The organism is Neorhizobium huautlense (genome assembly GCF_030811685.1).
Taxonomy (GTDB): Bacteria; Pseudomonadota; Alphaproteobacteria; order Rhizobiales; family Rhizobiaceae; genus Neorhizobium; species Neorhizobium huautlense_A.
On record NZ_JAUSRF010000012.1, the window covers coordinates 41,130 to 65,886 of the forward strand.

The window sequence follows — 24,757 nt, forward strand, 5'->3', positions numbered from 1 at the left end:
ATGGAACAGGTAGCTTTGGAAGCCGCGACGCACGATGTCAGTCTGTGGGCGCTGTTCATGCAGGCCGGATTTATCGTCAAGGCGGTGATGATCGGTCTTATGTTCGCGTCTGTCTGGACGTGGGCCATCGTCATCGACAAATACATCAACTTCGCCAAGGCAAAACGCCAGTTCGACCAGTTCGAGCAGGTGTTCTGGTCCGGCCAGTCGCTGGAAGAGCTTTATCGCACCCTGTCCGATCGCCAGAATGTCGGCCTTGCCGCCATCTTCGTCTCCGCCATGCGCGAGTGGAAGAAGAGCTTTGAGCGCGGCGCCCGTTCGCCGATCGGTTTGCAGATGCGTATCGACCGCGCCATGGACGTGACGCTTGCCCGCGAGGCCGAAGGTTTTGAGGCCCGTCTCGGTTCGCTCGCCACCATCGGTTCGGCCGGCCCGTTCATCGGTCTGTTCGGTACCGTCATCGGTATCATGACCTCGTTCCAGGCGATCGCCGGTTCGAAATCCACCAACCTTGCGGTTGTTGCACCGGGTATTGCCGAAGCGCTTCTTGCCACGGCTATCGGCCTCGTTGCCGCTATCCCGGCGGTTATCGCCTATAACAAGTTCATGGCCGATGCCGGCAAGCTGTCTGCGCGCATGGAAGGTTTTGCCGACGAGTTTTCGGGCATCCTGTCGCGTCAGATCGACGAAAAGCTGCAGCCACGTCAGGCTGCGCAGTAAATCCAACGGCGAAACGCGTTCAAGGAGCATAACCCATGGGCATGTCGGCCGGCGGTGCAAAAGGTGGTGGTGGCGGTCGTCGCGGCGGTCGCCGTCGTCGCGCAGGTGGCGGCGCCATCAGCGAGATCAACGTGACGCCGCTTGTCGACGTCATGCTCGTGTTGCTGATCATCTTCATGGTCGCCGCACCGATGATGACGGTCGGCGTGCCGATCGATCTGCCGGAAACCCAGGCCAAGGCCATGAATTCCGATACGCAGCCGATCACCGTTTCGGTCAATCCGGCCGGAGAAATCTATCTGCAGGAAACCCCGATCGCGCTCGACGAAGTCGTGCCGAAACTCGAAGCCATTGCCACGACAGGCTATAACGAACGCATTTATGTGCGCGGCGATACTGCCGCAGCCTATGGCGTCGTCATGAAGGTCATGGCCCGCGTCTCCGCGGCCGGTTTCAAGAATATCGGTCTGGTCACCCTGCAGGAAACGCAGTGATCGGGGTGCCATGAAGACGAGTCTCGGCACATCTTTCGCTCTTCACTCCGCGGCACTGGCCTTTGCGCTGGTGTCGCTGGGTTCGCCTGCGCCCATGGAAGTGGCGCCGGTCGAAGCGTTGCCGGTCGATATCGTGCCGGTGGAATCGATCACCCAGATCCAGGAAGGCGACAAGAAGGCCCCGAAGGCTGAAAAGTCCGCGCCGACCCCGACCAAGAAGCCGACCAATGTGCCGGATGCGCAGAATGCCGGTGACAATACCGTCGACCTGAAGAGCGCGCCGGTTCCGGTCGAGCGCCCGGCAAAGACCGAATCCGCGATGGCGCCGCCGAAGGTGGACAAGCCGATGCCGGAAACGGCAAAGGAAAACAACGAAGTCAAGGACGTGGTGAAAGAAGAGACCGCGCCAAAGCCGGTCGAGACCGCATCGCTGCCGCAGCCGAAACCTGAAATCCAGCAGCCGACGCCGAAGCCGCCGGAACCGACGCCGGCACCTGCCGAAGCTGTTGCCGAAGAAACGCCACTGCCTTCCAGCGTGCCGCTGCCGGCTGCGCGCCCGAAGCCGGAGCCGCCGAAGGAACAGGCAAAGCCCGCCGAAAAGCCGCCGGAAAAGCCGGTCGAGAAAAAGACCGAAACGAAGACGGCTGAAAAGACCCCGGAAAAGAAGCCGGCCGAAAAGAAGCAGGAAACCGCCAAGACCACCAAGGCGGGCGACAGCAAGTTCAACCCGGACGACATCGAAAATTTCCTGAACAAGCAGGATGCGCCGAGCAGCGGTGCCAAGGCCTCGACCCAGACGGCAGCCCTTGGCGGCAAGAAAACGACGGGTGGCGAGAGCCTCAGCATGTCTGAAATGGATGCGCTGCGTGGCCAGATTCAGAACAACTGGTCGACCTTTGCCGGTATCGAAGGCCTGCAAGGCATGATCATCACCGTCACCTTCAGTCTGGACGAAGGTGGCAATATCGTCGGTAGCCCGAAGGTTTCCTCGACGGGCGGATCGGATACGGCGCGCCGGACGATGGAAGCCAGCGCTCGCCGCGCTGTCCTGAAGTCTCAGCCCTTCCAGGGGCTGCCCGCCGATAAATATGACACGTGGAGCGAGGTCATCGTCAATTTCGATCCCTCGGATTTCGCGCTCTAAACAGCTGAAAGCGTAGCTGAAAGGCTTAAGTATCATGATGAAACGTTCTTTCATCCGTCTCGTGATCGCTCTTGCGGGCATGGCCGTGATGTTCTCGACCTCGGCTCAGGCTGCCGTGACGATCAATGTCAACAAGGGCCGTGTCGAACCGCTGCCGATCGCGATCACGGATTTCCTGTCCAACGATGCGCTCGGTCCGCAGATTTCGCAGGTCATCGCCGCCGACCTGCAGCGTTCGGGCCTGTTCGCGCCGGTCAACAAGGCTGCGTTCATCGAAAAGATTTCCAATCCGAGCAGGACGCCGCGTTTCGAGGACTGGAAGGCGATCAATGCGCAGGCCATGGTTTCGGGTCGTATTACCCGTGAAGCCGATGGCCGCCTGCGCGCCGAATTCCGCCTGTGGGATACGTTCGCCGGCCAGCAGATGACCGGCCAGCAGTTCTTCACCCAGCCGGACAACTGGCGTCGTGTCGCCCATATCATCGCCGATGCGATCTATCAGCAGATCACCGGTGAGAAGGGGTATTTCGATACCCGCGTCGTGTTCGTGTCCGAAAGCGGCCCGAAGACGGCCCGCCAGCGTCAGCTGTCGATCATGGATCAGGACGGTTTCAACATCCGTTCGTTGACCAACGGCAAGGATCTGGTTCTGACGCCGCGCTTTTCGCCGAGCCGCCAGGAAGTCACCTACATGTCGTTCGAAGGCGACCAGCCGCGCGTTTATTTGCTGCAGCTGGAAACCGGCCGTCGTGAAGTCGTCGGCAATTTTCCCGGCATGACCTTCTCTCCGCGCTTTTCGCCGGATGGCCAGAAGGTGATCATGAGCCTTCAGCAGGAAGGCAATGCGAATATCTACACGATGGATCTGCGCTCGCGCACGACCACGCGGCTGACCAATACAGCCGCCATCGATACCGCACCGTCCTATTCGCCGGATGGTCGCCAGATCACGTTTGAAAGCGACCGCGGCGGTCGTCAGCAGATCTATGTCATGAACGCCGACGGCTCCGGCCAGAACCGCATTTCCTTCGGCAACGGCTCCTATTCGACGCCGGTCTGGTCTCCGCGCGGCGACCTCATCGCCTTCACCAAGCAGTCGGGCGGAAAATTCTCGATCGGCGTGATGAAGCCGGATGGTTCGGGCGAGCGTATCCTCACCGAGGGCTTTCACAACGAAGGCCCGACCTGGGCGCCGAACGGCCGCGTGCTGATGTTTTTCCGCCAGAATGCCGGTGCCGGTGGCCCGCAGCTCTATTCGATCGACCTGACCGGTTACAACGAGCAGGCCATCAAGACCCCGACATTCGCGTCCGACCCGGCCTGGTCGCCGCTGATGGAATAGCAGTCGATGACAGGAGGCGGGCAACCGCCTCTTTTCAATTGTAAACACGAGAGACCTATCGTGAAGGCGCAAGAGGCGGTGCCCGCCTCTTTACCGCCGCAATGTCCTGAAAAAGGCCAATAGGGGACATTGGTTACGGATCGTTAACCATAACCGTTTGCCGTCGATTAACCGAGAAAGGTTATGGTCCGGCAACTGTAAAGTTTATCCAAGGAGAGACCGGCCATGAGCCGCATTGAGACCCAGGCGATGAGCCGCATGCAGACCCTTGCCCGTAACCCGGCCGTCATCGCACTGACGCTCGCTCTTGCTCTGGCCGGTTGCGCCAACAAGAAGAACATGCCGAACAATGCCGGTGATCTCGGCCTGAACGGCGGTGCCGGTGGCGCAGCCACCCCGGGTTCGAGCCAGGACTTCACCGTCAACGTTGGCGACCGCATCTTCTTCGACACCGACAGCACCTCGGTTCGCGCCGACGCCCAGCAGACGCTCGACCGTCAGGCCCAGTGGCTGCAGCGTTACCCGCGCTACGCCATCACCATCGAAGGCCATGCCGACGAACGCGGCACCCGCGAATACAACCTGGCGCTCGGTGCACGCCGCGCTGCCGCCACCAAGGAATATCTCGCTTCGCGTGGCGTACCTGCCAACCGCATGCGCACGATCTCCTACGGCAAGGAACGTCCGGTCGCCGTCTGCGACGATATCTCCTGCTGGTCGCAGAACCGTCGCGCCGTTACCGTTCTCGGCGGCGCCGGCATGTAATCTTTCCTTCGGGAAACGAAAAAGTGAAGGCGGCCGAAAGGTCGCCTTTTTCGTTTCTCCTTAGTTTGGCCGAACTCCCTTGTATTTTCGGCGGAGTTGGCAAAATGTCCGCTTGCGCCAATCCGGCGTGAATTCAGACGATTCGGGATCGACGATATGAAGAAACTTGTCTTGGCAGCAATGCTAGGGCTTGCCGCTGCAGGCGGCCAGGCGGAAGCTTTCGGGCTGCCCTTCCTGAACAATGCCGAAAAAGCGCAGCCGCAAAAGCCGGTCGTGCTGGCGCAGGCCGGCAACGAAGCCGTGCGCATTCAGCAGCTTCAGGAGGAAATCCGCCAGCTGAACGGCCGCATCGAGGAAATGAGTTTCCAGCTGCTGCAGATGCAGGAACAGATCCGCAAAGCCCAGGAAGACAATGAGTTCCGTTTCCAGGAGCTTGAAAAATCAGAGGGCGGTGGTTCCGGAAACCGCCCCGCAGTCGCTGCCGCTCCGGCGGATGGCTCAAAAAAAAACGATGAACTCAGCCAGATCATCGAGCAGAACCCCGGCGGCATGAGCGGCCAAGGTGCATCCGGGGGGGCGTCCGGGCAAAATACCGGAGCGCCGCCGCCGACCACGCTTGGCTCGATCGAGATGGATCAGTCGGGAATGCCCAAGGGCGCCACGATGAACCAGAGCGCCAATAACAGTTCGCGTTCGCTGCCGGGCGTCGATACCGGTTCCTCGAACGGCCGCGGCGGCCAGCAGACCGCATCGCTTTCCAATGAAGGCGATGCCTATCGCGCCGCTTACGGTCATGTTCTCTCGGGCGACTACAAGATCGCCGAGCAGGAGTTTACCGCTTACATCGCCGCGCATCCGAAGGCTGACCGTGCTGCCGATGCACATTTCTGGCTCGGTGAAGCCCAGTATTCGCAGGGCAAATACAACGAAGCCGCGAAAACCTTCCTCGATGCGCACAAGGCGTTCAGCACTTCGCCTAAAGCGCCGGAAATGCTGCTCAAGCTCGGCATGTCGCTGGCCGCACTCGACAACAAGGAAACCGCCTGCGCGACACTCAAGGAAGTCACGCGCCGTTACCCGAACGCGCCGCGCCCTGTCGCCTCCAAGGTAGGCAGCGAACAGAAGCGCCTCGGTTGCTGATGCGGCGGCCCGCGTCGTGACGCCGCCGCTTCATGCTCTTCCGGCTGGTCATTCGGATCGCAGCCTGCCGCTGATGTCGGCGCTCTCCGATTTCCTGCACAATCTTCAAACACCCGCGCATCTTCTCGTCGCCATTTCCGGCGGCAGCGACAGTACCGGTCTCTTGGTCGGTCTTGCCTCGCTCATGTCTTCCTTGCCCGAGATCCGGCTTTCCGCCGCCACGATCGACCATGCGCTGCGCCCCGAGGCGGCAGACGAAGCACAGGCGGTGGCGAGGCTTTGCGCGGAACTCGGCATTTCTCATGTGACCCGTCGCTGGGAGGGTGAAAAGCCCGCAACCGGCATTTCCGCCGCCGCCCGCGAGGCGCGGTATTCGCTGTTGTCCGCCATCGCCGCCGAGATCGGTGCCACGGCCATCGTTACCGGGCATACGGTGGATGATCAGGTCGAAACCGTGGTGATGCGGGCGGGGCGGTTGGCGGCGTCGGATGCGGATGATCGCGGAGGCAGCGGCTTGCCGATCTCTTCATCCACCGGCCTCTCCGGCATGGCGCCCGCAACCCTGCTCGACGCCCGCCACTGGGTGCTTCGCCCGCTGCTGCACACCAGCCGGGCCGATATCCGCGCCTATCTGATCGACGTCGGCATCGGCTGGATCGACGACCCCAGCAATCTCGACCCGCATTACGAACGTGTCCGCACCCGTCAGGCACTGGCATCCGATGTTTCCGCCATCGATGCCGGGGTGATCAGCGCTGCCGCGCAGGCAAGGGCACGGCTTGCGCAGCAGGCGGCCGACTGGCTTGCCGCCCATGCAACGGTCGAACACGCCATCATTGCAAGGATCGATCCGGCCGGCCTGGCGGAAAACCCCGCCACCACCCGCCATGCGCTTTGCGCGCTTGCAGCCGTGCTCGGTGGTCGGCCGCACATGCTGTCTCGCGAAAATGCCGGCCGGCTGATGACTTTCGTGGAAAGCGGCACCCATGGCCGCATGACCGCCGGCCGGGTTGTTTTCGACCGGCGCCGCGATGGTTTCTACATGTTGCGCGAGAACCGCAATCTGCCGCAGCTTATCGTCAAGGCAGACAGGGCGGCGATCTGGGACGAACGTTTCCTTGTTGCCAACCATGCGGGCCATCCGGTCGAAATCCTGCCCGGCATTGCCGATGCAGAAGTCTTTGAAACCGTGCCCCCGGGCCTTGCCAGGCTGGCGGCGCGTGTGTCGCCGCATGTTGCGGATGGACACGACGCGGAAGTGGTCATGATGCCGCGTCTAGCCCTGTTCGACCGCTTCCTGCCCGTCTTCGACCTGCCGCTGGCGAACCGGATTGCCGTTCTTATGGGAAACAACACCTATTTATTGCCACCCGTTTAACGCTTTCGCACGGAAAACGTGAAGGTTACCGGCGCATTGCCTTGGCAACTGGCTGCCACAATCCTATGTTAGGGGCCAATAAAGGCGGTGGCCTAAAGCTGCCGTGCATATCGGGGAGTTCGATGAACCCAAATTTTCGTAATTTTGCTCTCTGGGCCGTGATTGCGCTGCTGCTCATTGCATTGTTCAGCATGTTCCAGACAGCGCCGTCGCAAACAAGCTCGAGGGAAATTCCCTATTCCGAGTTTCTGAAGCAGGTGGATGCCGGGCAGGTGCGCGATGTCGTCGTCACCGGCAACCGCGTGCTCGGCACATATACCCAGGGTGGCACGGGTTTTCAGACCTATTCTCCCGTCATCGACGATACGCTGATCCAGCGCCTGACCGAAAAGAATGTTCAGGTTGCCGCTCGCCCCGAGACGGATGGTTCCTCCGGTTTTTTGAGCTATCTCGGCACGCTGCTGCCGATGCTGCTGATCCTCGGTGTCTGGCTGTTCTTCATGCGCCAGATGCAGGGTGGATCGCGCGGTGCGATGGGCTTTGGCAAGTCCAAGGCAAAGCTTCTGACCGAAGCGCATGGCCGCGTCACGTTTGACGATGTCGCCGGTGTCGACGAAGCCAAACAGGATCTGGAAGAAATCGTCGAATTCCTGCGCGACCCGCAGAAGTTCCAGCGCCTTGGCGGCCGTATTCCGCGCGGCGTTCTGCTCGTTGGCCCTCCGGGCACAGGTAAAACGCTGCTCGCCCGCTCGGTTGCCGGTGAAGCAAACGTGCCGTTCTTCACGATTTCCGGTTCGGACTTCGTTGAAATGTTCGTCGGTGTCGGTGCATCCCGTGTGCGCGACATGTTCGAACAGGCTAAGAAGAACGCGCCCTGCATCATCTTCATCGACGAAATCGACGCTGTTGGCCGCCATCGTGGCGCTGGTCTCGGCGGTGGTAACGACGAACGCGAACAGACGCTCAACCAGCTTCTGGTCGAGATGGACGGCTTTGAGGCGAATGAAGGCATCATCCTGATCGCCGCCACCAACCGCCCCGACGTTCTCGACCCCGCGCTGCTGCGTCCGGGCCGTTTCGACCGTCAGGTCGTGGTGCCGAACCCGGATATCGTCGGCCGCGAGCGCATCCTCAAGGTTCACGCCCGCAACGTGCCGCTGGCGCCAAATGTCGACCTCAAGGTTCTTGCCCGTGGTACGCCTGGTTTCTCCGGTGCCGACCTGATGAACCTCGTCAACGAAGCCGCCCTGATGGCTGCGCGCCGCAACAAGCGCCTCGTCACCATGCAGGAATTCGAAGACGCCAAGGACAAGATCATGATGGGCGCGGAACGCCGCTCGTCCGCCATGACCGAAGCCGAAAAGAAGCTCACCGCCTACCACGAAGCCGGCCACGCCATCACGGCGCTGAAGGTCGCGGTTGCCGATCCGTTGCACAAGGCGACGATCATTCCGCGCGGCCGTGCACTCGGTATGGTCATGCAGTTGCCGGAAGGCGACCGTTATTCCATGAGCTACAAGTGGATGGTATCGCGCCTGACCATCATGATGGGCGGCCGCGTTGCCGAAGAACTGACTTTTGGTAAGGAAAACATCACGTCTGGTGCGTCCTCGGATATCGAGCAGGCGACAAAACTTGCCCGCGCGATGGTGACCCAGTGGGGCTTTTCCGACATCCTCGGCCAGGTCGCCTATGGTGAAAACCAGCAGGAAGTCTTTTTGGGTCACTCGGTTTCGCAGTCGAAAAACGTTTCGGAAGCGACAGCCCAGAAGATCGACCAGGAAGTGCGTCGCCTGATCGACGAAGCCTATCAGGAAGCCCGTCAGATCCTCACCGACCATCACGATGGTTTCGTGGCGATCGCGGAAGGCCTGCTGGAATACGAAACGCTGACCGGCGAAGAGATCAAGTCGCTGATCAAGGGCGAAAAGCCGTCCCGCGATCTCGGTGACGACAGTACCCCGAGCCGCGGTTCGGCCGTTCCCTCCGCCGGCACGAAGAAGGACGAGCCTAAGGGCGACGCCTCCGAAAGCGGGCTGGAGCCGCAGCCGCACTAACGTCGTGTGACGGTTATTGAGATGGAGCCACCCTTGCGCGAGTGAGGGTGGCTTTTTTGTTTACGGGCAGTCGGTGCGGATAGGCATTGCGTCCTTGTAGGCGAAGAATTCGATACACGCCCTGCCGTCTACGATGACTTCTCGTTTGCCGACATCGCTGGCTTCGAAGAACTCAGCGATGGTTGTAGTGCCGTCGCCATTCCAGTCCATTTGCTTCCACGAATAACCGTGTTGCAGAACCGCGTAACCTCTGAGGCAAAAATAAAACGCTAGCGGCAACGCAAATACCGAAAATCCTATGGCTGCCAACCAACGCATTATGCTTGTATCCCCGAGTTGCTGGTTATCGCACTATCTCGTGCCGCCAGCCGTTGCAAAGATGTGGAAATCCGAAGAACAGGCACCACAATCGCCCCGGTAACAAGATGTAAGCCTTTTTGACGCTATTTTACGTGTCTGATCGAGAAAACTATGTCATCACGCGGCTCTCGGATTGTACCCGCATCGAGCGAATTTCGTATGAATGACAAAGCCAAAGGTAAGGCTCCCGCATCGCAGGCGGTGAAGCCGAAACTGGCCAGGACAAAGACAGCGCGCTCCAAAAAGCCGCGCGAACCCCAAGGAGTTTCCATGACACGTCGTTATTTCGGCACCGACGGCATTCGCGGCCAGTCCAACGTGTTCCCGATGACGCCGGATCTGGCCATGCGTGTCGGCATCGCCGTTGGCACACTGTTTCGCCGCGGCAGCCATCGCCACCGTGTCGTCATCGGCAAGGATACCCGCCTTTCCGGTTACATGCTGGAAAACGCTTTGGTCGCCGGTTTTACCGCCGCCGGTCTCGATGTCCTGCTGCTTGGCCCGATCCCGACACCGGCCGTCGCCATGCTGACGCGCTCCATGCGCGCCGATATCGGTGTGATGATCTCCGCCTCGCACAATCCTTTCGAGGATAACGGCATCAAGCTTTTCGGGCCGGATGGCTACAAGCTCTCCGACGAGCTGGAAAGCGAGATCGAGGACCTGCTTGACAAGGATATCTACGCGCAGCTGGCCAAGCCGCATGAAATCGGCCGCGCCAAGCGCGTCGAGGGCGATATCTATCGGTATATCGAACACGCAAAGCGCACGCTGCCGCGCGATGTGACGCTGCAGGGTCTGCGCATCGCCATCGATTGCGCCAATGGCGCTGCCTACAAGGTCGCTCCGCTGGCATTGTGGGAACTGGGGGCCGAGGTGGTTACCATCGGCAACGAGCCGAACGGTACCAACATCAATCTCGATTGCGGTTCCACCAGCCCGAAAGCCTTGCAGAAAAAGGTGCATGAAGTGCGCGCCGATATCGGCATCGCGCTCGATGGCGATGCCGACCGCGTCATCATCGTCGACGAAAACGGCCAGATCATCGATGGCGACCAGCTGATGGCGGTGATCGGCGAAAGCTGGGCCGAGGCCGGCACGCTGCGTGGCAACGGCATCGTCGCCACCGTCATGTCCAATCTCGGTCTCGAGCGTTTCCTCGGTGACAAGGGCTTGTCGCTTGCCCGCACCAAGGTGGGGGATCGTTATGTGGTCGAGCATATGCGCAATCATGATTTCAATGTCGGCGGCGAACAGTCCGGCCATATCGTGCTTTCGGATTTCGGCACGACCGGTGATGGCCTCGTAGCCGCCCTGCAGATCCTTGCCCGCGTGAAAAAGTTGGGCCGTCCGGTCAGCGAAGTCTGCCGCCGGTTCGAGCCGGTGCCGCAGCTTCTGAAAAACGTGCGTTTCGCTGGCGGCAAGCCGCTGGAGGAAACCGTCGTGCGGCAGGCGATCGCCGATGCCGAGGCGGAGCTGGCCGGCAAGGGGCGTCTGGTCATTCGCCCCTCGGGCACCGAGCCGCTGATCCGCGTCATGGCGGAGGGGGACGACCGCGCTCAGGTGGAGCGTATCGTCGATGGCCTGATCGGCATCATCGGCAATGTCCGTTCCGCTGCCTGATTTATAGATTCTAATAAGCTGAAATACATTACGGCGGCCACACTTGGCCGCCGTTTCTGTTTGTTTTTACTGGTTGCTCGAGACGGTTTTTACTTGGCGTATCAAATATAAAACCTTGTCTCTTATGCTTAATGGCTCCTTAACCTTTATCGTTAATGATCGAGGATGAAACAAGCCGGGAGTAAAGCCCGGCCAGGATGTTCAAGCCCCAGGGATCAATTCCGGAGTGGAAGCCATGAAAAAAATACTGAGCGGTGCGGTCGCGCTTCTTTTGGCGACGACTGCCGCCCATGCCGCTGACCTTTATCAGCCGCAGCAGCCGATCCCGCTGGATGCTGCGCCGGAAGTCGAAATCCAGCAGTCGTCTGGCGGCTGGTACCTGCGCGGCGATGTCGGTTATTCCTTCAACAAGCTGCGCGGCGCCCGTTTTTATCAGGGCGGTTCTGCGGGCAACGAAGTTGATTTTACCTCTGCCAGCATCGGTGACAGCGCCCTTCTGGGCGGTGGTATCGGTTACCAGTTCAACGACCACCTGCGCGGCGACCTTACCTTCGATCACATGACGAAGAGCAGCTTCAAGGGCAGCACGACGGGAACTTGCGGAGCAGCGCCCGGATACCCCTGTAATTCCGACGATCGCTCGTCCTTCCGCGCCTATTCGCTGATGGCCAACCTTTATGTCGATCTCGGCACCTATGCCTATTTCACGCCTTATGTCGGTGCCGGCTTTGGTGCGTCCTATGTGAAGTGGAGCAAGCTGCGCAACACGATTGTTGACTGCGTGGATCCGACCGATCCGGGTTGCGAATACACCGAGCATAGTGGCAAGGGCAAATGGCGCGCAACTGCCGCCCTGATGGCCGGTACGTCGATCGATATCACCTGCAATCTCAAGGCCGATGTCGGTTATCGCTTCCGTTATATCGACGGCGGCAACATGTTCGGTTTCGCGAATGCCGGCGGTCCGGGGCGCGACAAGGGTATTTACAGCCACGAAGCGCGCGTCGGCGCACGTTACATGTTCAACAACAATTGCAGCGAACCGGCGTCTTACGAGCCGGAGCCCGCTCCGATCGTCTACAAGTAAGTTCAGTGTTTTACTGACAAACGCCGCTCCTTCACCGGGGCGGCGTTTTTCGTTGAGCAGATGTCTTTCCGGCCTTGTGTCGGCAGGCCGCCGACATATCTGTCGTCATGATCTTCGCCCATTCCCGTTCATGAAACACGGTGTCGAACATGCATGCTCTGATCGTTCTTTCCCATCCCGACCCTGCGTCCCTGTCGCATGCCATTGCGGCCCGCATCGGGGAGGGGATTGTCGCAGCCGGTCATGCGTTCGAAATCGCCGATCTTCATGGTGAGGGGTTTGATCCGCGATTTCTGCCCGGTGACCGGGCGTCGCATCGTGGTCTGGCCCCGCGTCCGGCCGATGTCGTCGCCGAACAGAAGCGTATCGAACGCGCCGATGCGGTGGTGATGGTGTTTCCTGTCTACTGGTGGTCCATGCCGGCGCTGATGAAGGGCTGGATTGACCGCGTCTTTTCGAATGGCTGGGCTTATGACGATAGCGGCGAGAAGGTGATCAAGAAGCTCGGTCACTTGCCGATCCATCTGGTCGGCATCGGCGGCGCGGATATGGGCACCTATGAGCGACACGGTTATCTCGAGGCCATGAGAACGCAGATCGACCACGGCATTTTTGATTATTGCGGCGCGCCGGTCGCAGCATCCGAGCTGCTGCTGCAATCGGATGGGCCGGATCAGTCGAACAATCTGCACGCGGCGGCTGTGATCGGGCAAAATGTCTTTGGCTGATTGCCGTCAGCCGTGAACGGAATATCGCGGGGGGACAAAAAGGGGCCTTGCGACCCCTTTTCGCCGTTCGCAAGGTCAACCTCGGCGGCGGGCGAGGATGCCTTGATCTGCAGCGCGCCGCCAGGTGTGGCCTGTTAGGAGCGGGCGCTGCAAATTCCTCAAGTGTCGGTGGATCGGATCAGAATTTGACGGCGAGGCCGAGCTTGACCACGCTCTGGTCGAAATCGACATTCATGCCGCGCACGATTTCCTTGGTTCCGAAATCGCTGTAGCGATATTCGCCGCGCACGAAAATCTTGTCGGTGACCGCGTAATCGACACCTGCGCCGGCCGTCCAGCCGCTGAACGTCTCGCTTTTGTCGATGCCGCCATACTGGATGTGGCCGTTGGCCATCGTCCAGCCGGCGGTGCCGAACACCATAAGGCGGTCGAAGGCGTAACCGATGCGGCCGCGTGCCGAACCGGCCCAGTCGGTGCCGAAAGTGCGATAGCCGAAAAATTTCTCGTCGTTGGAATTGTACTCGATATCGCCTTCGACGCCGACAACGATGCCGTTGCCGAACTGCCAGTTATAGCCGGCGAACGCGCCGAACACGCTACCGTCGAAATCCTGCTCGTCATGGAAGCGGCGGGCCTTGGTGGTAGAGCCATCCAGCCAGCCGGCACCACCGGAAATACCGACATAAGCGCCGGTCCAGGTGAAGGCAGGCGTTTCGAACTCGACCGGCGGAACGGCGCTCTGCTCGATCAGGTCGGCCGCCATCGTCATGGCCGTCGAGGTGAGAAGGAAGGCCGAAGCCAGGGCGATGATCTTGTGCATGTCTCTCTCTCCGTAATGTGATGACGGAGGTCGTAATGCGGCAATTTTCGAAAATCCAAGGTATAAATACGATTAACAGGTGATTAATTGTGTATTGATGTTGATTTATTAAGTACAAATATCGTCTTTGTATATCGAAATTGATAAATATACCCTATTATTATAAAAATATGAAGTAACGCAAAATTTGTACTTTGTTTTTATTGTGGCGCGTTAATGTCGTCAGATTGTGTATTCTGTGTTGTTTTTGTGGCGCGCGCCGTGGGTGCCGGGCATGTAATGCCGTGGCGGGATGTTCTGATGATTCGATTCTGCAGGATTTTGCGCTGCCGTGTGTCGGCTCGTTCTTATGCCGCTGCGCCCGGTGTTTCGACCGCATTCGTGGCGGTCGATCGTGTGCCTGTCCGGGAAGCGTCGAGCTGGCGTAGTGCTTGATCAGGCCGGCGTCTTGCCGGGCTCATTCGCTGACAGGTCGGAAGTCCGCTGTGTCCGTCGCGGAGCGGGGACGCTTTGATCGGTGGAGTATCTGTCGGTGCTGGGTCTTTGTTGCTTGTCGTCATGTCCTGCGACATGGCCGCCGCAGGAATTTGAGGGCTTATCCGCGGATGGTCGCAAAACTAATCGTGTTTATTTCAGGATAGGCAAATATTACCCATCTCGCAAATATGATGCTGAATAGCATTATACCCAATACGATCCATGGATTTACTCTGACCTGCACTTCACGTCTCCAGACTATGCTTGTGCATTAACGTTTCGTGCGAAGATCGGCCATGGCTGGCTAGTTGCGGTCCGAAAAAAGTTCATGCGCGTATTGCGGGTGCTTGGGCCATGGTCGAATTTTGGTCTCTCCCAATGGGTGAACGCTGGCTGGCGATCCGGTGCGGCTATCAATCATCGGCAGTAGATCGCGTGTTTTTGGTTGTTTCTCGTACATTTTCTCGCTTGCGTTGTGGTTGCGATTCGAGGGGTAGGCATGGATTATCAGTCGGCCGGTTCGGTCCTCGAGGATCGATATATAAAAGCATGCCAGTCTGTGGATCGTACGATCGCGACGGAAGACGAGATGCGCTCGTCCTGGAGCCTGTGCCAGGACGTCTACATGTTTGGAGGGCGCACGGCCCTCAGGGTTTGCCATCAGGTCATGATGATGGCCAACAAAAAGGAGCTTAAACGCATTCTGGATTTCCCGTGCGGGCATGGCCGGGCGCTGCGGTATTTACGGGCGGCTTATCCTGATGCGGATATTTTTGTGTCCGATATCAACGAGCCCGGTGTGGAGTTCTGCCGCACGCAATTCGGCGCGAGACCATTCCGATCCTATGTCGAGCTTGAAAACACCGAGCTGACGCCAAGCATGGATCTGATATGGTGCGGATCGCTGCTGACGCATCTCGATGAGCGCCGCTCGAAACTGCTGATTCATAAGTTCCTGATGCCCTGGCACCGGAAGGCATCTGTCTATTCACCACCCATGGACGCTTTTATCCGCGTTATGTTCAGGCGGAACAGCCGATCATGGAGCGGGGCAGGTGGGACAATATCCTGCGCGACTATTATCGGACGGGATATGGTTATCACGTCTATCCGGGGCGGGAGGCGCAGGAATACGGCCTGTCGATGACCTCGCCGGGGTGGGTTTTCGAGCAGCTTCACAGTCGGGATGATGTGACCACGCTCTTTCATGCCGAAAAAGCCTGGCATGGACAGCACAATGTGACGGCCATCGTGAAGCGGCATCTGCACACCTGGTTTGATCCGACCGCTCTGTGAATGGCGGCTGATGCGGGGATGCCTGCGCGCTTTCAAAGTTTTGGAGACTTGGATGCGTCAATCACTATTGTTGCGCCCGTTATTTGTGCAGCTTGACGAACTCAAAAAACGTTAAGGTGTGGCTGGTCGCGGACGCGTGGCTTGAAGCAGCTGGTCGAGTTTCATATTGACTTCGCCGTTGCCTGTTTTGATAGCGTCAATTTGAGGTTGGACCTTTTCGATGGCAGCAGATACGGCCCGATCGGATACCTGCTGCGCATCCATTCCCAAGTCAAACCATTGGGCACCGTAGGCCATCACCGCGATTGCCACTGCGAGCACGCCGATGCCTGTCCCGATGACCGTTGATCTCATGCCTGAGGTCGATTTTTCCACATGGTCCAGGCGCTGGTTCATGAGACGAAGTTCGCCAAGAAGTTCGGCAAACTTCGTGTCGGTGCGGGCTTCAGCAGCGCCGATTTTTGCGTCTACTTCACTCAAGTCGGTATCGCTTCGCTTTCGTGGTTGTGCGGATTCTAGCGCAAGAGTGGCGTCCCGCAAAGCGTCTTCGGCTCGGATCGGAGTGACGTTGCTATTTGCCGGCGCCATCTTTCAGCTCCTGAAGGAAAGTGCTTCTGATGTCATTATGGGTATTCTTTAGCAATTCCAAGGATGACTTTGCTATTTCTACGGCCTGGGAGTTCGCGGTCTTGCTGCCGACAACGTCGCCCACATGCATTTTGCTGATCGCAGTCGATACGTTGAAAATTGCCGAATGCGTTTGGAACATCACACTTAACAGATTGTCCACCTGAGCGGCGTTGAGTTGCAAAGGCTGGCGTTGAGCGGCAGCGATCGCCCATGCCGCTTGCAGCAATTCTGCCTCGGCATCCGGATTTTCTGTCGTCGGTTTTTCTTCAGTCAATTTGTAATCTCCGCATCCGGAAAGGAGAGTAATATCCTGGATGCCTGACATCAAGGGTGTGGCCTGCGCCTCATCGATCCGGTTAGAGGGCGTTATAAGTCGATTGCCTGGCTTCAGGTCCTGTCGTTCTTTCCATGTCAGTTTATCAGCTGTTTCGGCAATCTGTCATGATCTTGCGTGCTTAAAAATAACTGCCTTCACCTCTTGCGTGCCCTTCCTTTTTCCAATATCTCCGACGGCGGGACACCTCTCCCCAACGAGAGGCTAATTACCTGGAAGGGTATACATATGGCCAATGGCACCGCGAAGCCGGACGTACGTCCGAATAATGCTCATTTTTCTTCTGGCCCCTGCTCGAAGCGCCCCGGTTGGTCGCTCGACGCTCTCTCCGATGCCCCGCTCGGTCGTTCGCACCGCGCCAAGGTTGGCAAGGACAAGCTGGCGCAGGCTATCAATCTCACCCGTGAAATTCTGAACGTGCCGGCGGATTACCGCATCGGCATCGTTCCCGCCTCCGACACCGGCGCCGTCGAAATGGCGATGTGGTCGCTACTCGGCGAACGTGGCGTCGACATGGTTGCCTGGGAAAGCTTTGGTGCCGGCTGGGTGACCGATGTCGTCAAGCAGCTGAAGCTCAAGGACGTCCGCAAGATCGAGGCCGATTACGGCCTTCTGCCTGACCTTTCCACGATCGACTTCGATCGTGACGTGGTCTTCACCTGGAACGGCACCACGTCTGGCGTCCGCGTTCCGAATGCCGATTTCATCCCGGCAAACCGCAAGGGCCTGACCATCTGCGACGCGACCTCGGCCGCGTTTGCGCAGGACATGGACTTTGCCAAACTCGACGTCGTGACCTTCTCCTGGCAGAAGGTGCTGGGCGGCGAGGGCGGTCATGGCATGATCATTCTCAGCCCACGCGCTGTCGAACGCCTGACGACATACGTTCCGGCATGGCCGTTGCCAAAGATCTTCCGCCTGACCTCGGGCGGCAAGCTCTCGGAAGGCATTTTCAAGGGCGAAACCATCAATACGCCGTCGATGCTCTGCGTCGAGGATTATATCGATGCGCTCGAATGGGCAAAAACGGTCGGCGGCCTCGAAGGTCTGATCGCCCGCGCTGATGCCAATGCCAAGGTCATCTTCGATTTCGTCGAAGCCAATGACTGGATCGCCAACCTCGCCGAGGTCGATGAGACCCGTTCCAACACCTCCGTCTGCCTGAAGATCACTGACGCCGACGTTGCTGCTCTCGATGCCGACGCACAGGCAGCTTTCGCCAAGGGCATGGTCTCGATCCTCGAAAAGGAAGGTGTCGCGCTCGACATCGGCGCTTACCGCGACGCTCCGTCCGGTCTGCGCATCTGGGCCGGCGCCACCATTGAGACGGCCGATATGACTGCCCTGATGCCGTGGCTGACCTACGCGTTTGAAACGCAGAAGGCCGCGCTCAACAAGGCTGCTGCTTAAATTTCCAGTGCATGACTTCGTCATCCTCGGCCCCGTGCCGAGAATCTGACCACATCGACAGGACCGATCGGTCGCAGATACTCGGGACAAGCCCGAGCATGACGGCGGAGAGGTTTCAATAAAACCCCTTTTAAGGAGCCCAGAAAATGGCACCTCGCGTACTCGTGTCCGACGAACTGTCGGAAACCGCCGTCCAGATTTTTCGCGATCGCGGCGTTGAAGTCGATTTCCAGCCGAAGCTCGGCAAGGACAAGGACAAGCTGGCCGAAATCATCGGCAATTATGATGGTCTCGCCATCCGTTCGGCCACCAAGGCGACGGAAAAGCTGATCGCCGCCGCGACTAACCTCAAGGTCATCGGCCGCGCCGGTATCGGTGTCGACAACGTTGACATTCCGGCTGCATCGAAGCGCGGTATCATCGTCATGAACACCCCGTTCGGCAACTCGATCACGACGGCTGAACACGCCATCGCGCTGATGTTCGCCGTTGCCCGCCAGCTTCCGGCAGCCGATGCCTCGACGCAGGCCGGCAAGTGGGAAAAGTCGAAATTCATGGGTGTCGAAATCACCGGCAAGACGCTCGGCGTCATCGGTGCCGGCAATATCGGCGGCATCGTCTGCAAAAAGGCCATCGGCCTCGGCATGCATGTCATCGCTTACGACCCCTTCCTCTCGGTTGAACGCGCGCAGGAAATGGGCGTCGAAAAGGTCGAGCTGGAAGAACTGCTGCCGCGCGCCGATTTCATCACCCTGCATGTGCCGATGACCGACAAGACCCGCGGCATTCTCGGTGCCGAAAACCTCGCCAAGACCAAGAAGGGCGTTCGTATCGTCAACTGCGCCCGTGGCGGTCTGGTTGATGAAGCAGCACTTGCCGAAGCCATCAAGTCCGGTCACGTCGCCGGTGCCGGTTTTGACGTGTTCGAAGTCGAGCCTGCAACGGAAAGCCCGCTTTTCGGCCTCGAAAACGTCGTCTGCACGCCGCATCTCGGCGCTTCCACCACGGAAGCCCAGGAAAACGTCGCCCTGCAGGTGGCCGAACAGATGTCGGATTACCTCGTCAAGGGTGCCGTCTCCAACGCCATCAACATGCCGTCGATCACGGCCGAAGAAGCGCCGATCCTGAAGCCGTTCATTCGTCTCGCAGACGTTCTCGGCGCATTTGTCGGCCAGGTTTCGGACGATCCGATCAAGGAAATCGAGATCCTGTTCGACGGCCAGACCGCGACCATGAACACCCGTGCGCTCACTTCGGCACTGCTGGCCGGCCTGATCCGCAACCAGGTGGCAGACGTCAACATGGTCTCCGCGCCAATCATGATCAAGGAAAAGGGCATCGTTCTTTCCGAGGTAAAGCGTGATAAAACAGGCGTTTACGACGGCTACATCAAGCTCACGGTCAAGACCGAAAAGCAGACCCGCTCGGTTGCCGGCACGGTCTTCTCTGACGGCAAGCCGCGCTTCATCCAGATCAAGGGCATCAACATGGACGCCGATGTCGGCGCCAACATGGTCTACATTTCCAACACCGACGTGCCCGGCATGATCGGCTTCATGGGAACGACCTTGGGTGATGCCGGCGTCAACATCGCCAACTTCCAGCTCGGCCGCGAAGTCGGTGGCGGCGATGCTATCGCGCTTCTTTATGTCGACGCGCCGGTCTCGCAGGAAGTCCTAGACAAGCTGACCGCCAACCCGGCGATCAAGCAGGCCCGTCCGCTGGTCTTCAACGTCGAATAACCGGATAAAAGCAAGAACCTCTGAGGGGTACCAGGAAAGGCCCGGTGTGGTTGCACCGGGCCTTTTTGCGTTCCTGGACTGGTTTTGACTGCTCCCGGAATCGGCTAAATTCCCGCCAAAGGTGCTTCGAATAAAACTTCGCGCAGCTACCTTGCATAACATGATACCGTGCTATATACACAATTTAAGCGAGAGGTTTCGACCGTGGATTCACTTCATGTCCAGCTGCGAAAAGGGGTTCTCGATCTCTGTGTTCTGGCCGTTCTGTCGCGAGGCGAAAGTTACGGCTACGAGATTGCCAGCACCCTCGTGAATGCCGTCGGCATGGGTGAGGGCACGATCTACCCCCTGATGCGGCGCATGCAGTCCGATGGACTGGTGGCGACCCGGCTTGAAGAATCCAGCAGCGGGCCGCCGCGCAAATATTACAGGCTGACTGCGCTCGGGCAGGCGGTTTTCGAAACGCATCGCCGTGACTGGCGCGCCTTTTCCGGTGCCGTCGACACGCTTCTTGAGGATATGACATGAGCAGGGGTGACTTTTTGCGCCGTTTGCGGCGTGGACTTGATGGGCTGTCAAAGGATGAGATCGAGGAGATCGTCGCCGATTATGCGTCGCATTTTTCCGAATCCGGCATGGATGGCCGCAGCGAGACGGAGGTGGCAGCGGCGCTCGGCGATCCTGACCGGATTGCGCGGGAAATCCGGGCGGAAAGAGGCTTGCGGCGCTTCGAGCAGCATTGGAGCCTGACCAACCTGTTTGCCGCGCTGATGGCGCTTTCAGGGCTTGCCATCGTCGATCTGTTTTTCCTGCTGCCGCTTCTGCTTGTCGTGGTCATCACCGCCTTCGCCTTTGCCATCGTGCTTCTGGCGCTGGGTGCTGCCGGGTTGAAGGTCATCGTCACGGCACTGCTTCTGCCGCCTGGCATGGCGGCGACGGATGTGCTGGCGAGCCTGTTTATCGGGGCCGGGCTTATCTCGTGCCTCATCGGCGGCGGTGCGCTGCTTTTGATGGGCATGGGAGCGGGCGTTCGCATTTTTGGTCATTATGCCCGGCTGCATTTTCGCGTCCTGCGGCAGGACCGCCGGGAAATCTGAACGACGCAATCGTAGAATTCAAAACGGTCTCGGGAGATTGGGACATGACACGCAAACTGGCATTCGTAGCAATGGCGGGGTCTCTTGGTGCTGCCGTCTTTCTGTCGTTGGGTTTTGCCCTTGCAGGGCCGAACTGGCACGATAGCGCGCGGCTTTGGATCTCGGACAAATCCACCTGCGGACCCACCACGTCCGATCGTGAGCGTATCACGCTGCCGCTGACATCCACCGACAGGTTTGTGATCCGCATGCCGGCCTCGGTGCATTTTCAGCCCGGCGGCGAGCCGCAGGCCGTCATCAGCGGCAGTGCCGCTGTGCTGGATCACGTCCGTATCGATGGCGGTGAACTGAGCCTCGATTGCGATCCCGGCTGGTTTTCTTCGCGCGTCGAGGTGCAGCTATCGGGTCCGCCGATCACCCGCTGGGAAGTGCGCGGCAGTGGTGATCTCGTTCTTGCGCAGGTCGATCAGCCCCGGCTGGACATGGTGATCAAGGGCAGTGGTAGTGCGAGGGCGACGGGAAGGGCGGAAGTGGTCGATGTGGCCATTTCCGGTTCGGGCGACGTGATGTTCGAAAAACTGGTGGCGAAATCCGTTCAGGTGGAGGTTCGCGGTAGCGGCGATGCCAGCGTGATGGCGGAAGTGGATGCCGATGTCCTTGTTGCCGGTAGCGGCGATGTCGATGTTTTTGGACCGGGCGTGTTGCGGCGGCAGGACGTGAAAGGCAGCGGGAGCATTTCGCAAAAGCGCTGATGCCGGTGCCGAGTTATGGTCCCGGCAGGTTGGCGCCGGGACCATTGTCACATGTGGCGATCAACCGTCAGCTGGCGAGGCCGCCCGCCATATCGATCACGCCGCCCGACATGTAGCCGGCATTCGGCCCGGCCAGAAAGCCGACCAAGGCGGAAACTTCCTCCAGCGTGGCGATGCGGCGGATGGCGTGCATGTCGAGAAACGCGTCCGGTGCCGTCGTGCTGCCCAATGCCTCGACCATCATGTCGGTCGGCATCGCGCCCGGCTGCACCACGTTGACGGTGATGTTGCGGCGGCCGAGATCGCGGGCGACACCACGTGCATAACCGTTGATGGCGGCCTTGGTGCCGGCATAATCCGCCACGCCGGGAATGAGGGCATACGTACCGTTCAGCGAACCGATGAAGATGATGCGGCCGCCATCGGACAGAACCTGGGACGCTGCGCGGGTGGTGGCGATGGTGCCCAGCACATTGATTTGCCACTGCCGGTCGAGGGCTTCCGTGTCGAGGTTTGGGTCATCGACCGTCTGGCCCTTTGCCACCACGGCGGCATTGTTGACGAGAATGTCGAGCTTGCCGAAATGCGCGATCACCTTTTCGATCAGCGGCTTTGCTGCCGCCATGTCCGCCTGGTCGCTCCGGATCGCCAGCGCCCGCACGCCCTTCGCCTTCAGTTTCTCCACCACAGCCTCGGCCTTTTCCGCCGAAGCGACATAGGTGATGGCCACATCGGCGCCGAGGTCGGCCAGCGTTTGTGCAATCACTGCGCCTAGACCGCGCGATCCGCCGGTCACCAGCGCCACCTTGCCCTTCAATGAATTCGACATGTCCGTTCTCTCTTGTTTCGAGCGGGGCATTGCCCGTGATTAAATTTCGTAACGATCGTTACGTAATGATCGGTATGAAATTTGACAGCGGCGGTCAAGCGTTTTAATAACGGGCGTTATGAAATGGATAAGCAGAAACTGATGGGACGCCATCGCGAATTCGATGTGGAGAAGGCGCTGGATGCCGCCATGTGTGTGTTCTGGCGCAAGGGCTATGAGGGCGCATCCTATGCCGACCTCACGCAGGCAGCCGGTGTGGAGCGGCCGGCGCTCTACTCCGCCTTCGGCAACAAGGAAGCGCTCTTCAAAAAGGTGCTGACGCGCTATTACGAGCGCCATCTCGACTACATTCCGGTCGCGCTGGAACTGCCGACGGCGCGTGAGGTGGCCGCGCATATCCTGTTCAATGCCATCGACCTCAATACCCGATATCCCGATCATACCGGCTGCCTCGGCATCAACGGTGTTCTGGCCGGATCGGACGAGGCGGAACCGGTGCGGCTGGCTTTGATCGAAGCGCGGGCGGAAGGCGAGGCGGTGTTGCTTCAGCGTTTCGAGCGGGCAAAGGCGGAGGGCGACCTGCTGCCGACCGCAGATCCCGACACGCTGGCGAAATTCGTGCTGGCCATACTTCATGGCATGGCGGTGCAGGCCAAGGCGGGTTTCAGCCCCGAAACATTACGGGCCGTGGCGGAACAGGCGCTTTCAACGTTTCCGGATGGGCGGTAGGCGTGTTCCGAAAATTCTCTCATTCGATCAAATGCTTCGGCTGCCTTATCACATCCATGTGAGTGAAGTTCAGTTGGCGGTTCCGGATCTCTTGACTATCTACTGTTGCGGGAAAATCCGGTGGTGCCTCTAAAATTACGGAGCATCCATCGCCATATGATGCGGGACAGATCGCAATTGCGCGGTCAGAAGGAGAGTTTGATGTTATCGAAAATTCAGCGGTTCAAGCATGCATTCGCAGTGGCCGCGCTCGGCCTCGCGGTCTCGCTGGTGGCCGTGGATTTCGCTGAAGCCCGTCGCGGCGGCGGCAGTTTTGGCAGCCGTGGCTCGCGCACCTATTCCGCACCCGCCACCACCAATACCGCTCCCGGTGCTGCCACCGGCATCAATCGTTCGATGACCCCCAATACCCAGCAGAACGCCGCTTCGCCTGCCGCTGGCGCGGGCGCGCAGGCTGCCCAGCAGCAGCGCCGTCCCGGCATGTTCGGCGGCATGGCCGGTGGTCTTCTCGGCGGTCTCGCGCTCGGCGGCCTTTTCGGCATCATGATGGGCAACGGTTTTGGCGGCATGGCCGGTTTCATGGGCATGCTTCTGCAGATCGCGCTGATCGCCGGTCTTGCCATGCTGGCTTTCCGCTTCTTCGCGCGTCGCCAGCAGCCTGCCGGCCCGGCCGGTGGTTATGGTTCGCAGCGCAACGCCCATGACGCCCCGCGTGGCGGCAATGGTGGTAATGGCAACGGCGGCCAGCCGGGCTTCCGCATCCCGACCATGGGCGGTGGTGCTGGCGGTTCCGGTTATGCCGCAGCCAATGCTGCCCCGCGTCAGGCTGGTCCGCAGACCGACGAAATCGGCATCACCGACCGCGACCTCAACCAGTTCGAAAAGCTGCTGCAGGACGTTCAGGGTGCGTATGGCGCGGAAGATTACGCCAAGCTGCGTGGCCTGACGACGCCGGAAGCCATGTCCTATCTGGCTGAGGAAATGGGCGAAAACGCTACGGCCGGCGTCAAGAACGACGTCAAGGATATCCAGCTTCTGCAGGGTGACCTTTCGGAAGCGTGGCGTGAAAACGGCCAGGAATATGCGACCGTCGCCATGCGTTATTCCAGCATCGACGTCATGCGGGATCGCAATACCGGTGCCGTCGTTCAGGGTGACGAACATACGCCGAGCGAAACCGTCGAGCTGTGGACGTTTGTCCGCAAGACCGCCGGCGAGTGGCAGCTCGCGGCGATCCAGGGCGTCGAATAACGCCCCGGATTTCTGCACCTCAATGCAGAAAGGCAAGCGTGCGTTCGTCGCGCTTGCCATCGCAGAATTCTTCAAGGGCTTGCTCGAAAGGCGAGCCCTTTTTTGCGACCTCGGCAAACAGCGTCATGGATGAGCAGAATTTCATGTCGTCGGGCGAGCCGAGAATGTCATGGGCGGAACGGCCCGGATGGGCGAGCATCGCCTGCGTGCATTCCTCCAGACGTGGCCCCAGAATGGGATCGGCGAGATAGGCTTCCGCCTCGGCGCGTGATGCGATCGCATAACGCTGCGCCATCGGCGATTTTCCAAGACCCTTGGCCTGTGGAAAGATGAACCACATCCAGTGGCTCTGCTTGAAGCCGTCGCGCAATTCCTCCAGCACGCCCGGATAGACCGCCTGCTGGGCGGCAAGAAAACGGCCGAGGTAAAAATCGTCGTGCCACTGCTGCGCAACAGGTGGCTGATTTGCCCGTGTCTGTACCATGCCTTTCTCCTTGATCTTTCCTTCCCAACGAGCGACGCGCCAAAGGGTTCGACCGGGTTTTGACAAAA

General features: G+C 59.5%; 26 protein-coding genes. 20 read left to right on the top strand and 6 right to left on the bottom strand.

Annotated elements, in window-relative coordinates; all coding sequences use genetic code 11:
* The 8 genes from tolQ (at nt 1) to ftsH (ending at nt 9,040) form a co-directional block, all read left to right on the top strand.
* A complete protein-coding gene (gene tolQ / locus J2T09_RS17775) occupies nt 1-720 on the top strand; it encodes a protein TolQ (RefSeq protein WP_306837097.1) in 720 nt (239 codons plus the stop codon).
* Nucleotides 721-755: 35 nt separating this feature from the next.
* Entirely contained in the window at nt 756-1,214 is a 459-nt protein-coding gene (gene tolR, locus J2T09_RS17780; protein WP_306837099.1) for a protein TolR, read from the top strand.
* Nucleotides 1,215-1,224: 10 nt separating this feature from the next.
* Nucleotides 1,225-2,358 carry a hypothetical protein gene (locus J2T09_RS17785; protein WP_306837101.1) on the top strand — a complete coding sequence of 378 codons (1,134 nt, stop codon included), beginning with the start codon at nt 1,225-1,227 and terminating at the stop codon, nt 2,356-2,358.
* A gap of 34 nt (nt 2,359-2,392) precedes the next feature.
* The gene (tolB, locus tag J2T09_RS17790; protein ID WP_306837103.1) at nt 2,393-3,700 is read left to right on the top strand and encodes a Tol-Pal system beta propeller repeat protein TolB; all 1,308 of its coding nucleotides are present in this window, start codon (nt 2,393-2,395) and stop codon (nt 3,698-3,700) included.
* 225 nt (nt 3,701-3,925) lie between these two features.
* Nucleotides 3,926-4,465 carry a peptidoglycan-associated lipoprotein Pal gene (gene pal / locus J2T09_RS17795; RefSeq protein ID WP_306837105.1) on the top strand — a complete coding sequence of 180 codons (540 nt, stop codon included), beginning with the start codon at nt 3,926-3,928 and terminating at the stop codon, nt 4,463-4,465.
* 156 nt (nt 4,466-4,621) lie between these two features.
* Entirely contained in the window at nt 4,622-5,605 is a 984-nt protein-coding gene (ybgF, locus tag J2T09_RS17800; protein ID WP_306837107.1) for a tol-pal system protein YbgF, read from the top strand.
* 16 nt (nt 5,606-5,621) lie between these two features.
* On the top strand, nt 5,622-6,983 hold the full coding sequence (gene tilS / locus J2T09_RS17805) for a tRNA lysidine(34) synthetase TilS (RefSeq protein WP_306837109.1): 1,362 nt from the start codon (nt 5,622-5,624) through the stop codon (nt 6,981-6,983).
* 122 nt (nt 6,984-7,105) lie between these two features.
* Nucleotides 7,106-9,040 (top strand): ATP-dependent zinc metalloprotease FtsH, encoded by a 1,935-nt coding sequence (gene ftsH / locus J2T09_RS17810; RefSeq protein WP_306837112.1) that lies wholly within the window; start codon nt 7,106-7,108, stop codon nt 9,038-9,040.
* Nucleotides 9,041-9,100: 60 nt separating this feature from the next.
* Here the strand turns inward: ftsH and J2T09_RS17815 are convergent, their stop codons facing one another.
* Nucleotides 9,101-9,358, bottom strand: coding sequence for a hypothetical protein (locus tag J2T09_RS17815; protein ID WP_306837114.1), 258 nt, complete (start codon nt 9,356-9,358; stop codon nt 9,101-9,103).
* Between the two features lie 312 nt (nt 9,359-9,670).
* Here J2T09_RS17815 and glmM point away from each other — a divergent pair, with 312 nt between their 5' ends.
* The 3 genes from glmM (at nt 9,671) to J2T09_RS17830 (ending at nt 12,838) form a co-directional block, all read left to right on the top strand.
* Nucleotides 9,671-11,023 (top strand): phosphoglucosamine mutase, encoded by a 1,353-nt coding sequence (glmM, locus tag J2T09_RS17820; RefSeq protein WP_306837115.1) that lies wholly within the window; start codon nt 9,671-9,673, stop codon nt 11,021-11,023.
* A gap of 235 nt (nt 11,024-11,258) precedes the next feature.
* Nucleotides 11,259-12,110 carry an outer membrane protein gene (locus J2T09_RS17825; RefSeq protein ID WP_306837117.1) on the top strand — a complete coding sequence of 284 codons (852 nt, stop codon included), beginning with the start codon at nt 11,259-11,261 and terminating at the stop codon, nt 12,108-12,110.
* A gap of 149 nt (nt 12,111-12,259) precedes the next feature.
* A complete protein-coding gene (locus tag J2T09_RS17830; protein WP_306837119.1) occupies nt 12,260-12,838 on the top strand; it encodes an NAD(P)H-dependent oxidoreductase in 579 nt (192 codons plus the stop codon).
* Nucleotides 12,839-13,016: 178 nt separating this feature from the next.
* Here the strand turns inward: J2T09_RS17830 and J2T09_RS17835 are convergent, their stop codons facing one another.
* Complete coding sequence (locus tag J2T09_RS17835) at nt 13,017-13,658, bottom strand: outer membrane protein (RefSeq protein ID WP_306837122.1); 642 nt, start codon at nt 13,656-13,658, stop codon at nt 13,017-13,019.
* Nucleotides 13,659-14,808: 1,150 nt separating this feature from the next.
* On the opposite strand from J2T09_RS17835, the gene J2T09_RS27630 reads away from it, so the two are divergent.
* Both J2T09_RS27630 and J2T09_RS17845 read left to right on the top strand, forming a co-directional pair.
* Entirely contained in the window at nt 14,809-15,282 is a 474-nt protein-coding gene (locus J2T09_RS27630; protein ID WP_373458513.1) for a class I SAM-dependent methyltransferase, read from the top strand.
* Nucleotides 15,177-15,431: a hypothetical protein gene (locus J2T09_RS17845; protein WP_306837126.1), complete on the top strand. Its 255-nt coding sequence runs from the start codon at nt 15,177-15,179 to the stop codon at nt 15,429-15,431. The genes J2T09_RS27630 and J2T09_RS17845 overlap by 106 nt, the downstream gene beginning before the upstream one ends.
* A 111-nt stretch (nt 15,432-15,542) precedes the next feature.
* On the opposite strand, the gene J2T09_RS17850 is transcribed toward J2T09_RS17845, so the two are convergent.
* The gene (locus tag J2T09_RS17850; protein ID WP_306837128.1) at nt 15,543-16,019 is read right to left on the bottom strand and encodes a hypothetical protein; all 477 of its coding nucleotides are present in this window, start codon (nt 16,017-16,019) and stop codon (nt 15,543-15,545) included.
* Nucleotides 16,003-16,335: a hypothetical protein gene (locus tag J2T09_RS17855; RefSeq protein WP_306837129.1), complete on the bottom strand. Its 333-nt coding sequence runs from the start codon at nt 16,333-16,335 to the stop codon at nt 16,003-16,005. The genes J2T09_RS17850 and J2T09_RS17855 overlap by 17 nt, the downstream gene beginning before the upstream one ends.
* Before the next feature lie 288 nt (nt 16,336-16,623).
* Here J2T09_RS17855 and J2T09_RS17860 point away from each other — a divergent pair, with 288 nt between their 5' ends.
* The 5 genes from J2T09_RS17860 (at nt 16,624) to J2T09_RS17880 (ending at nt 21,396) form a co-directional block, all read left to right on the top strand.
* Nucleotides 16,624-17,805: a phosphoserine transaminase gene (locus tag J2T09_RS17860; RefSeq protein ID WP_306837131.1), complete on the top strand. Its 1,182-nt coding sequence runs from the start codon at nt 16,624-16,626 to the stop codon at nt 17,803-17,805.
* Nucleotides 17,806-17,951: 146 nt separating this feature from the next.
* Complete coding sequence (serA, locus tag J2T09_RS17865; RefSeq protein ID WP_306837133.1) at nt 17,952-19,547, top strand: phosphoglycerate dehydrogenase; 1,596 nt, start codon at nt 17,952-17,954, stop codon at nt 19,545-19,547.
* Nucleotides 19,548-19,751: 204 nt separating this feature from the next.
* Nucleotides 19,752-20,075, top strand: a complete 324-nt coding sequence (locus tag J2T09_RS17870; RefSeq protein ID WP_306837135.1) for a PadR family transcriptional regulator — start codon at nt 19,752-19,754, stop codon at nt 20,073-20,075.
* The gene (locus tag J2T09_RS17875; protein WP_306837136.1) at nt 20,072-20,644 is read left to right on the top strand and encodes a DUF1700 domain-containing protein; all 573 of its coding nucleotides are present in this window, start codon (nt 20,072-20,074) and stop codon (nt 20,642-20,644) included. The genes J2T09_RS17870 and J2T09_RS17875 overlap by 4 nt, the downstream gene beginning before the upstream one ends.
* A 44-nt stretch (nt 20,645-20,688) precedes the next feature.
* Nucleotides 20,689-21,396 (top strand): GIN domain-containing protein, encoded by a 708-nt coding sequence (locus J2T09_RS17880; RefSeq protein ID WP_306837138.1) that lies wholly within the window; start codon nt 20,689-20,691, stop codon nt 21,394-21,396.
* A gap of 67 nt (nt 21,397-21,463) precedes the next feature.
* Here the strand turns inward: J2T09_RS17880 and J2T09_RS17885 are convergent, their stop codons facing one another.
* Nucleotides 21,464-22,225, bottom strand: a complete 762-nt coding sequence (locus J2T09_RS17885) for an SDR family NAD(P)-dependent oxidoreductase (RefSeq protein ID WP_306837140.1) — start codon at nt 22,223-22,225, stop codon at nt 21,464-21,466.
* 141 nt (nt 22,226-22,366) lie between these two features.
* Here J2T09_RS17885 and J2T09_RS17890 point away from each other — a divergent pair, with 141 nt between their 5' ends.
* Both J2T09_RS17890 and J2T09_RS17895 read left to right on the top strand, forming a co-directional pair.
* Nucleotides 22,367-22,954 carry a TetR/AcrR family transcriptional regulator gene (locus J2T09_RS17890; RefSeq protein ID WP_306837426.1) on the top strand — a complete coding sequence of 196 codons (588 nt, stop codon included), beginning with the start codon at nt 22,367-22,369 and terminating at the stop codon, nt 22,952-22,954.
* Nucleotides 22,955-23,155: 201 nt separating this feature from the next.
* Nucleotides 23,156-24,205 (top strand): Tim44 domain-containing protein, encoded by a 1,050-nt coding sequence (locus tag J2T09_RS17895; protein WP_306837142.1) that lies wholly within the window; start codon nt 23,156-23,158, stop codon nt 24,203-24,205.
* 19 nt (nt 24,206-24,224) lie between these two features.
* On the opposite strand, the gene J2T09_RS17900 is transcribed toward J2T09_RS17895, so the two are convergent.
* Nucleotides 24,225-24,689 carry a DUF1810 domain-containing protein gene (locus J2T09_RS17900; protein WP_306837144.1) on the bottom strand — a complete coding sequence of 155 codons (465 nt, stop codon included), beginning with the start codon at nt 24,687-24,689 and terminating at the stop codon, nt 24,225-24,227.
* Nucleotides 24,690-24,757 lie beyond the last annotated feature (68 nt).

Bases quoted from the DNA above. Each gene is read 5' to 3' on its own strand.
- tolQ (WP_306837097.1), top strand. From the start codon at position 1: ATGGAACAGGTAGCTTTGGAAGCCGCGACGCACGATGTCAGTCTGTGG.
- tolR (WP_306837099.1), top strand. From the start codon at position 756: ATGGGCATGTCGGCCGGCGGTGCAAAAGGTGGTGGTGGCGGTCGTCGC.
- J2T09_RS17785 (WP_306837101.1), top strand. From the start codon at position 1,225: ATGAAGACGAGTCTCGGCACATCTTTCGCTCTTCACTCCGCGGCACTG.
- tolB (WP_306837103.1), top strand. From the start codon at position 2,393: ATGATGAAACGTTCTTTCATCCGTCTCGTGATCGCTCTTGCGGGCATG.
- pal (WP_306837105.1), top strand. From the start codon at position 3,926: ATGAGCCGCATTGAGACCCAGGCGATGAGCCGCATGCAGACCCTTGCC.
- ybgF (WP_306837107.1), top strand. From the start codon at position 4,622: ATGAAGAAACTTGTCTTGGCAGCAATGCTAGGGCTTGCCGCTGCAGGC.
- ftsH (WP_306837112.1), top strand. From the start codon at position 7,106: ATGAACCCAAATTTTCGTAATTTTGCTCTCTGGGCCGTGATTGCGCTG.
- J2T09_RS17815 (WP_306837114.1), bottom strand. From the start codon at position 9,358: ATGCGTTGGTTGGCAGCCATAGGATTTTCGGTATTTGCGTTGCCGCTA.
- glmM (WP_306837115.1), top strand. From the start codon at position 9,671: ATGACACGTCGTTATTTCGGCACCGACGGCATTCGCGGCCAGTCCAAC.
- J2T09_RS17825 (WP_306837117.1), top strand. From the start codon at position 11,259: ATGAAAAAAATACTGAGCGGTGCGGTCGCGCTTCTTTTGGCGACGACT.
- J2T09_RS17830 (WP_306837119.1), top strand. From the start codon at position 12,260: ATGCATGCTCTGATCGTTCTTTCCCATCCCGACCCTGCGTCCCTGTCG.
- J2T09_RS17835 (WP_306837122.1), bottom strand. From the start codon at position 13,658: ATGCACAAGATCATCGCCCTGGCTTCGGCCTTCCTTCTCACCTCGACG.
- J2T09_RS27630 (WP_373458513.1), top strand. From the start codon at position 14,809: ATGGCCAACAAAAAGGAGCTTAAACGCATTCTGGATTTCCCGTGCGGG.
- J2T09_RS17845 (WP_306837126.1), top strand. From the start codon at position 15,177: ATGGAGCGGGGCAGGTGGGACAATATCCTGCGCGACTATTATCGGACG.
- J2T09_RS17850 (WP_306837128.1), bottom strand. From the start codon at position 16,019: ATGGCGCCGGCAAATAGCAACGTCACTCCGATCCGAGCCGAAGACGCT.
- J2T09_RS17860 (WP_306837131.1), top strand. From the start codon at position 16,624: ATGGCCAATGGCACCGCGAAGCCGGACGTACGTCCGAATAATGCTCAT.
- serA (WP_306837133.1), top strand. From the start codon at position 17,952: ATGGCACCTCGCGTACTCGTGTCCGACGAACTGTCGGAAACCGCCGTC.
- J2T09_RS17875 (WP_306837136.1), top strand. From the start codon at position 20,072: ATGAGCAGGGGTGACTTTTTGCGCCGTTTGCGGCGTGGACTTGATGGG.
- J2T09_RS17880 (WP_306837138.1), top strand. From the start codon at position 20,689: ATGACACGCAAACTGGCATTCGTAGCAATGGCGGGGTCTCTTGGTGCT.
- J2T09_RS17885 (WP_306837140.1), bottom strand. From the start codon at position 22,225: ATGTCGAATTCATTGAAGGGCAAGGTGGCGCTGGTGACCGGCGGATCG.
- J2T09_RS17890 (WP_306837426.1), top strand. From the start codon at position 22,367: ATGGGACGCCATCGCGAATTCGATGTGGAGAAGGCGCTGGATGCCGCC.
- J2T09_RS17895 (WP_306837142.1), top strand. From the start codon at position 23,156: ATGTTATCGAAAATTCAGCGGTTCAAGCATGCATTCGCAGTGGCCGCG.
- J2T09_RS17900 (WP_306837144.1), bottom strand. From the start codon at position 24,689: ATGGTACAGACACGGGCAAATCAGCCACCTGTTGCGCAGCAGTGGCAC.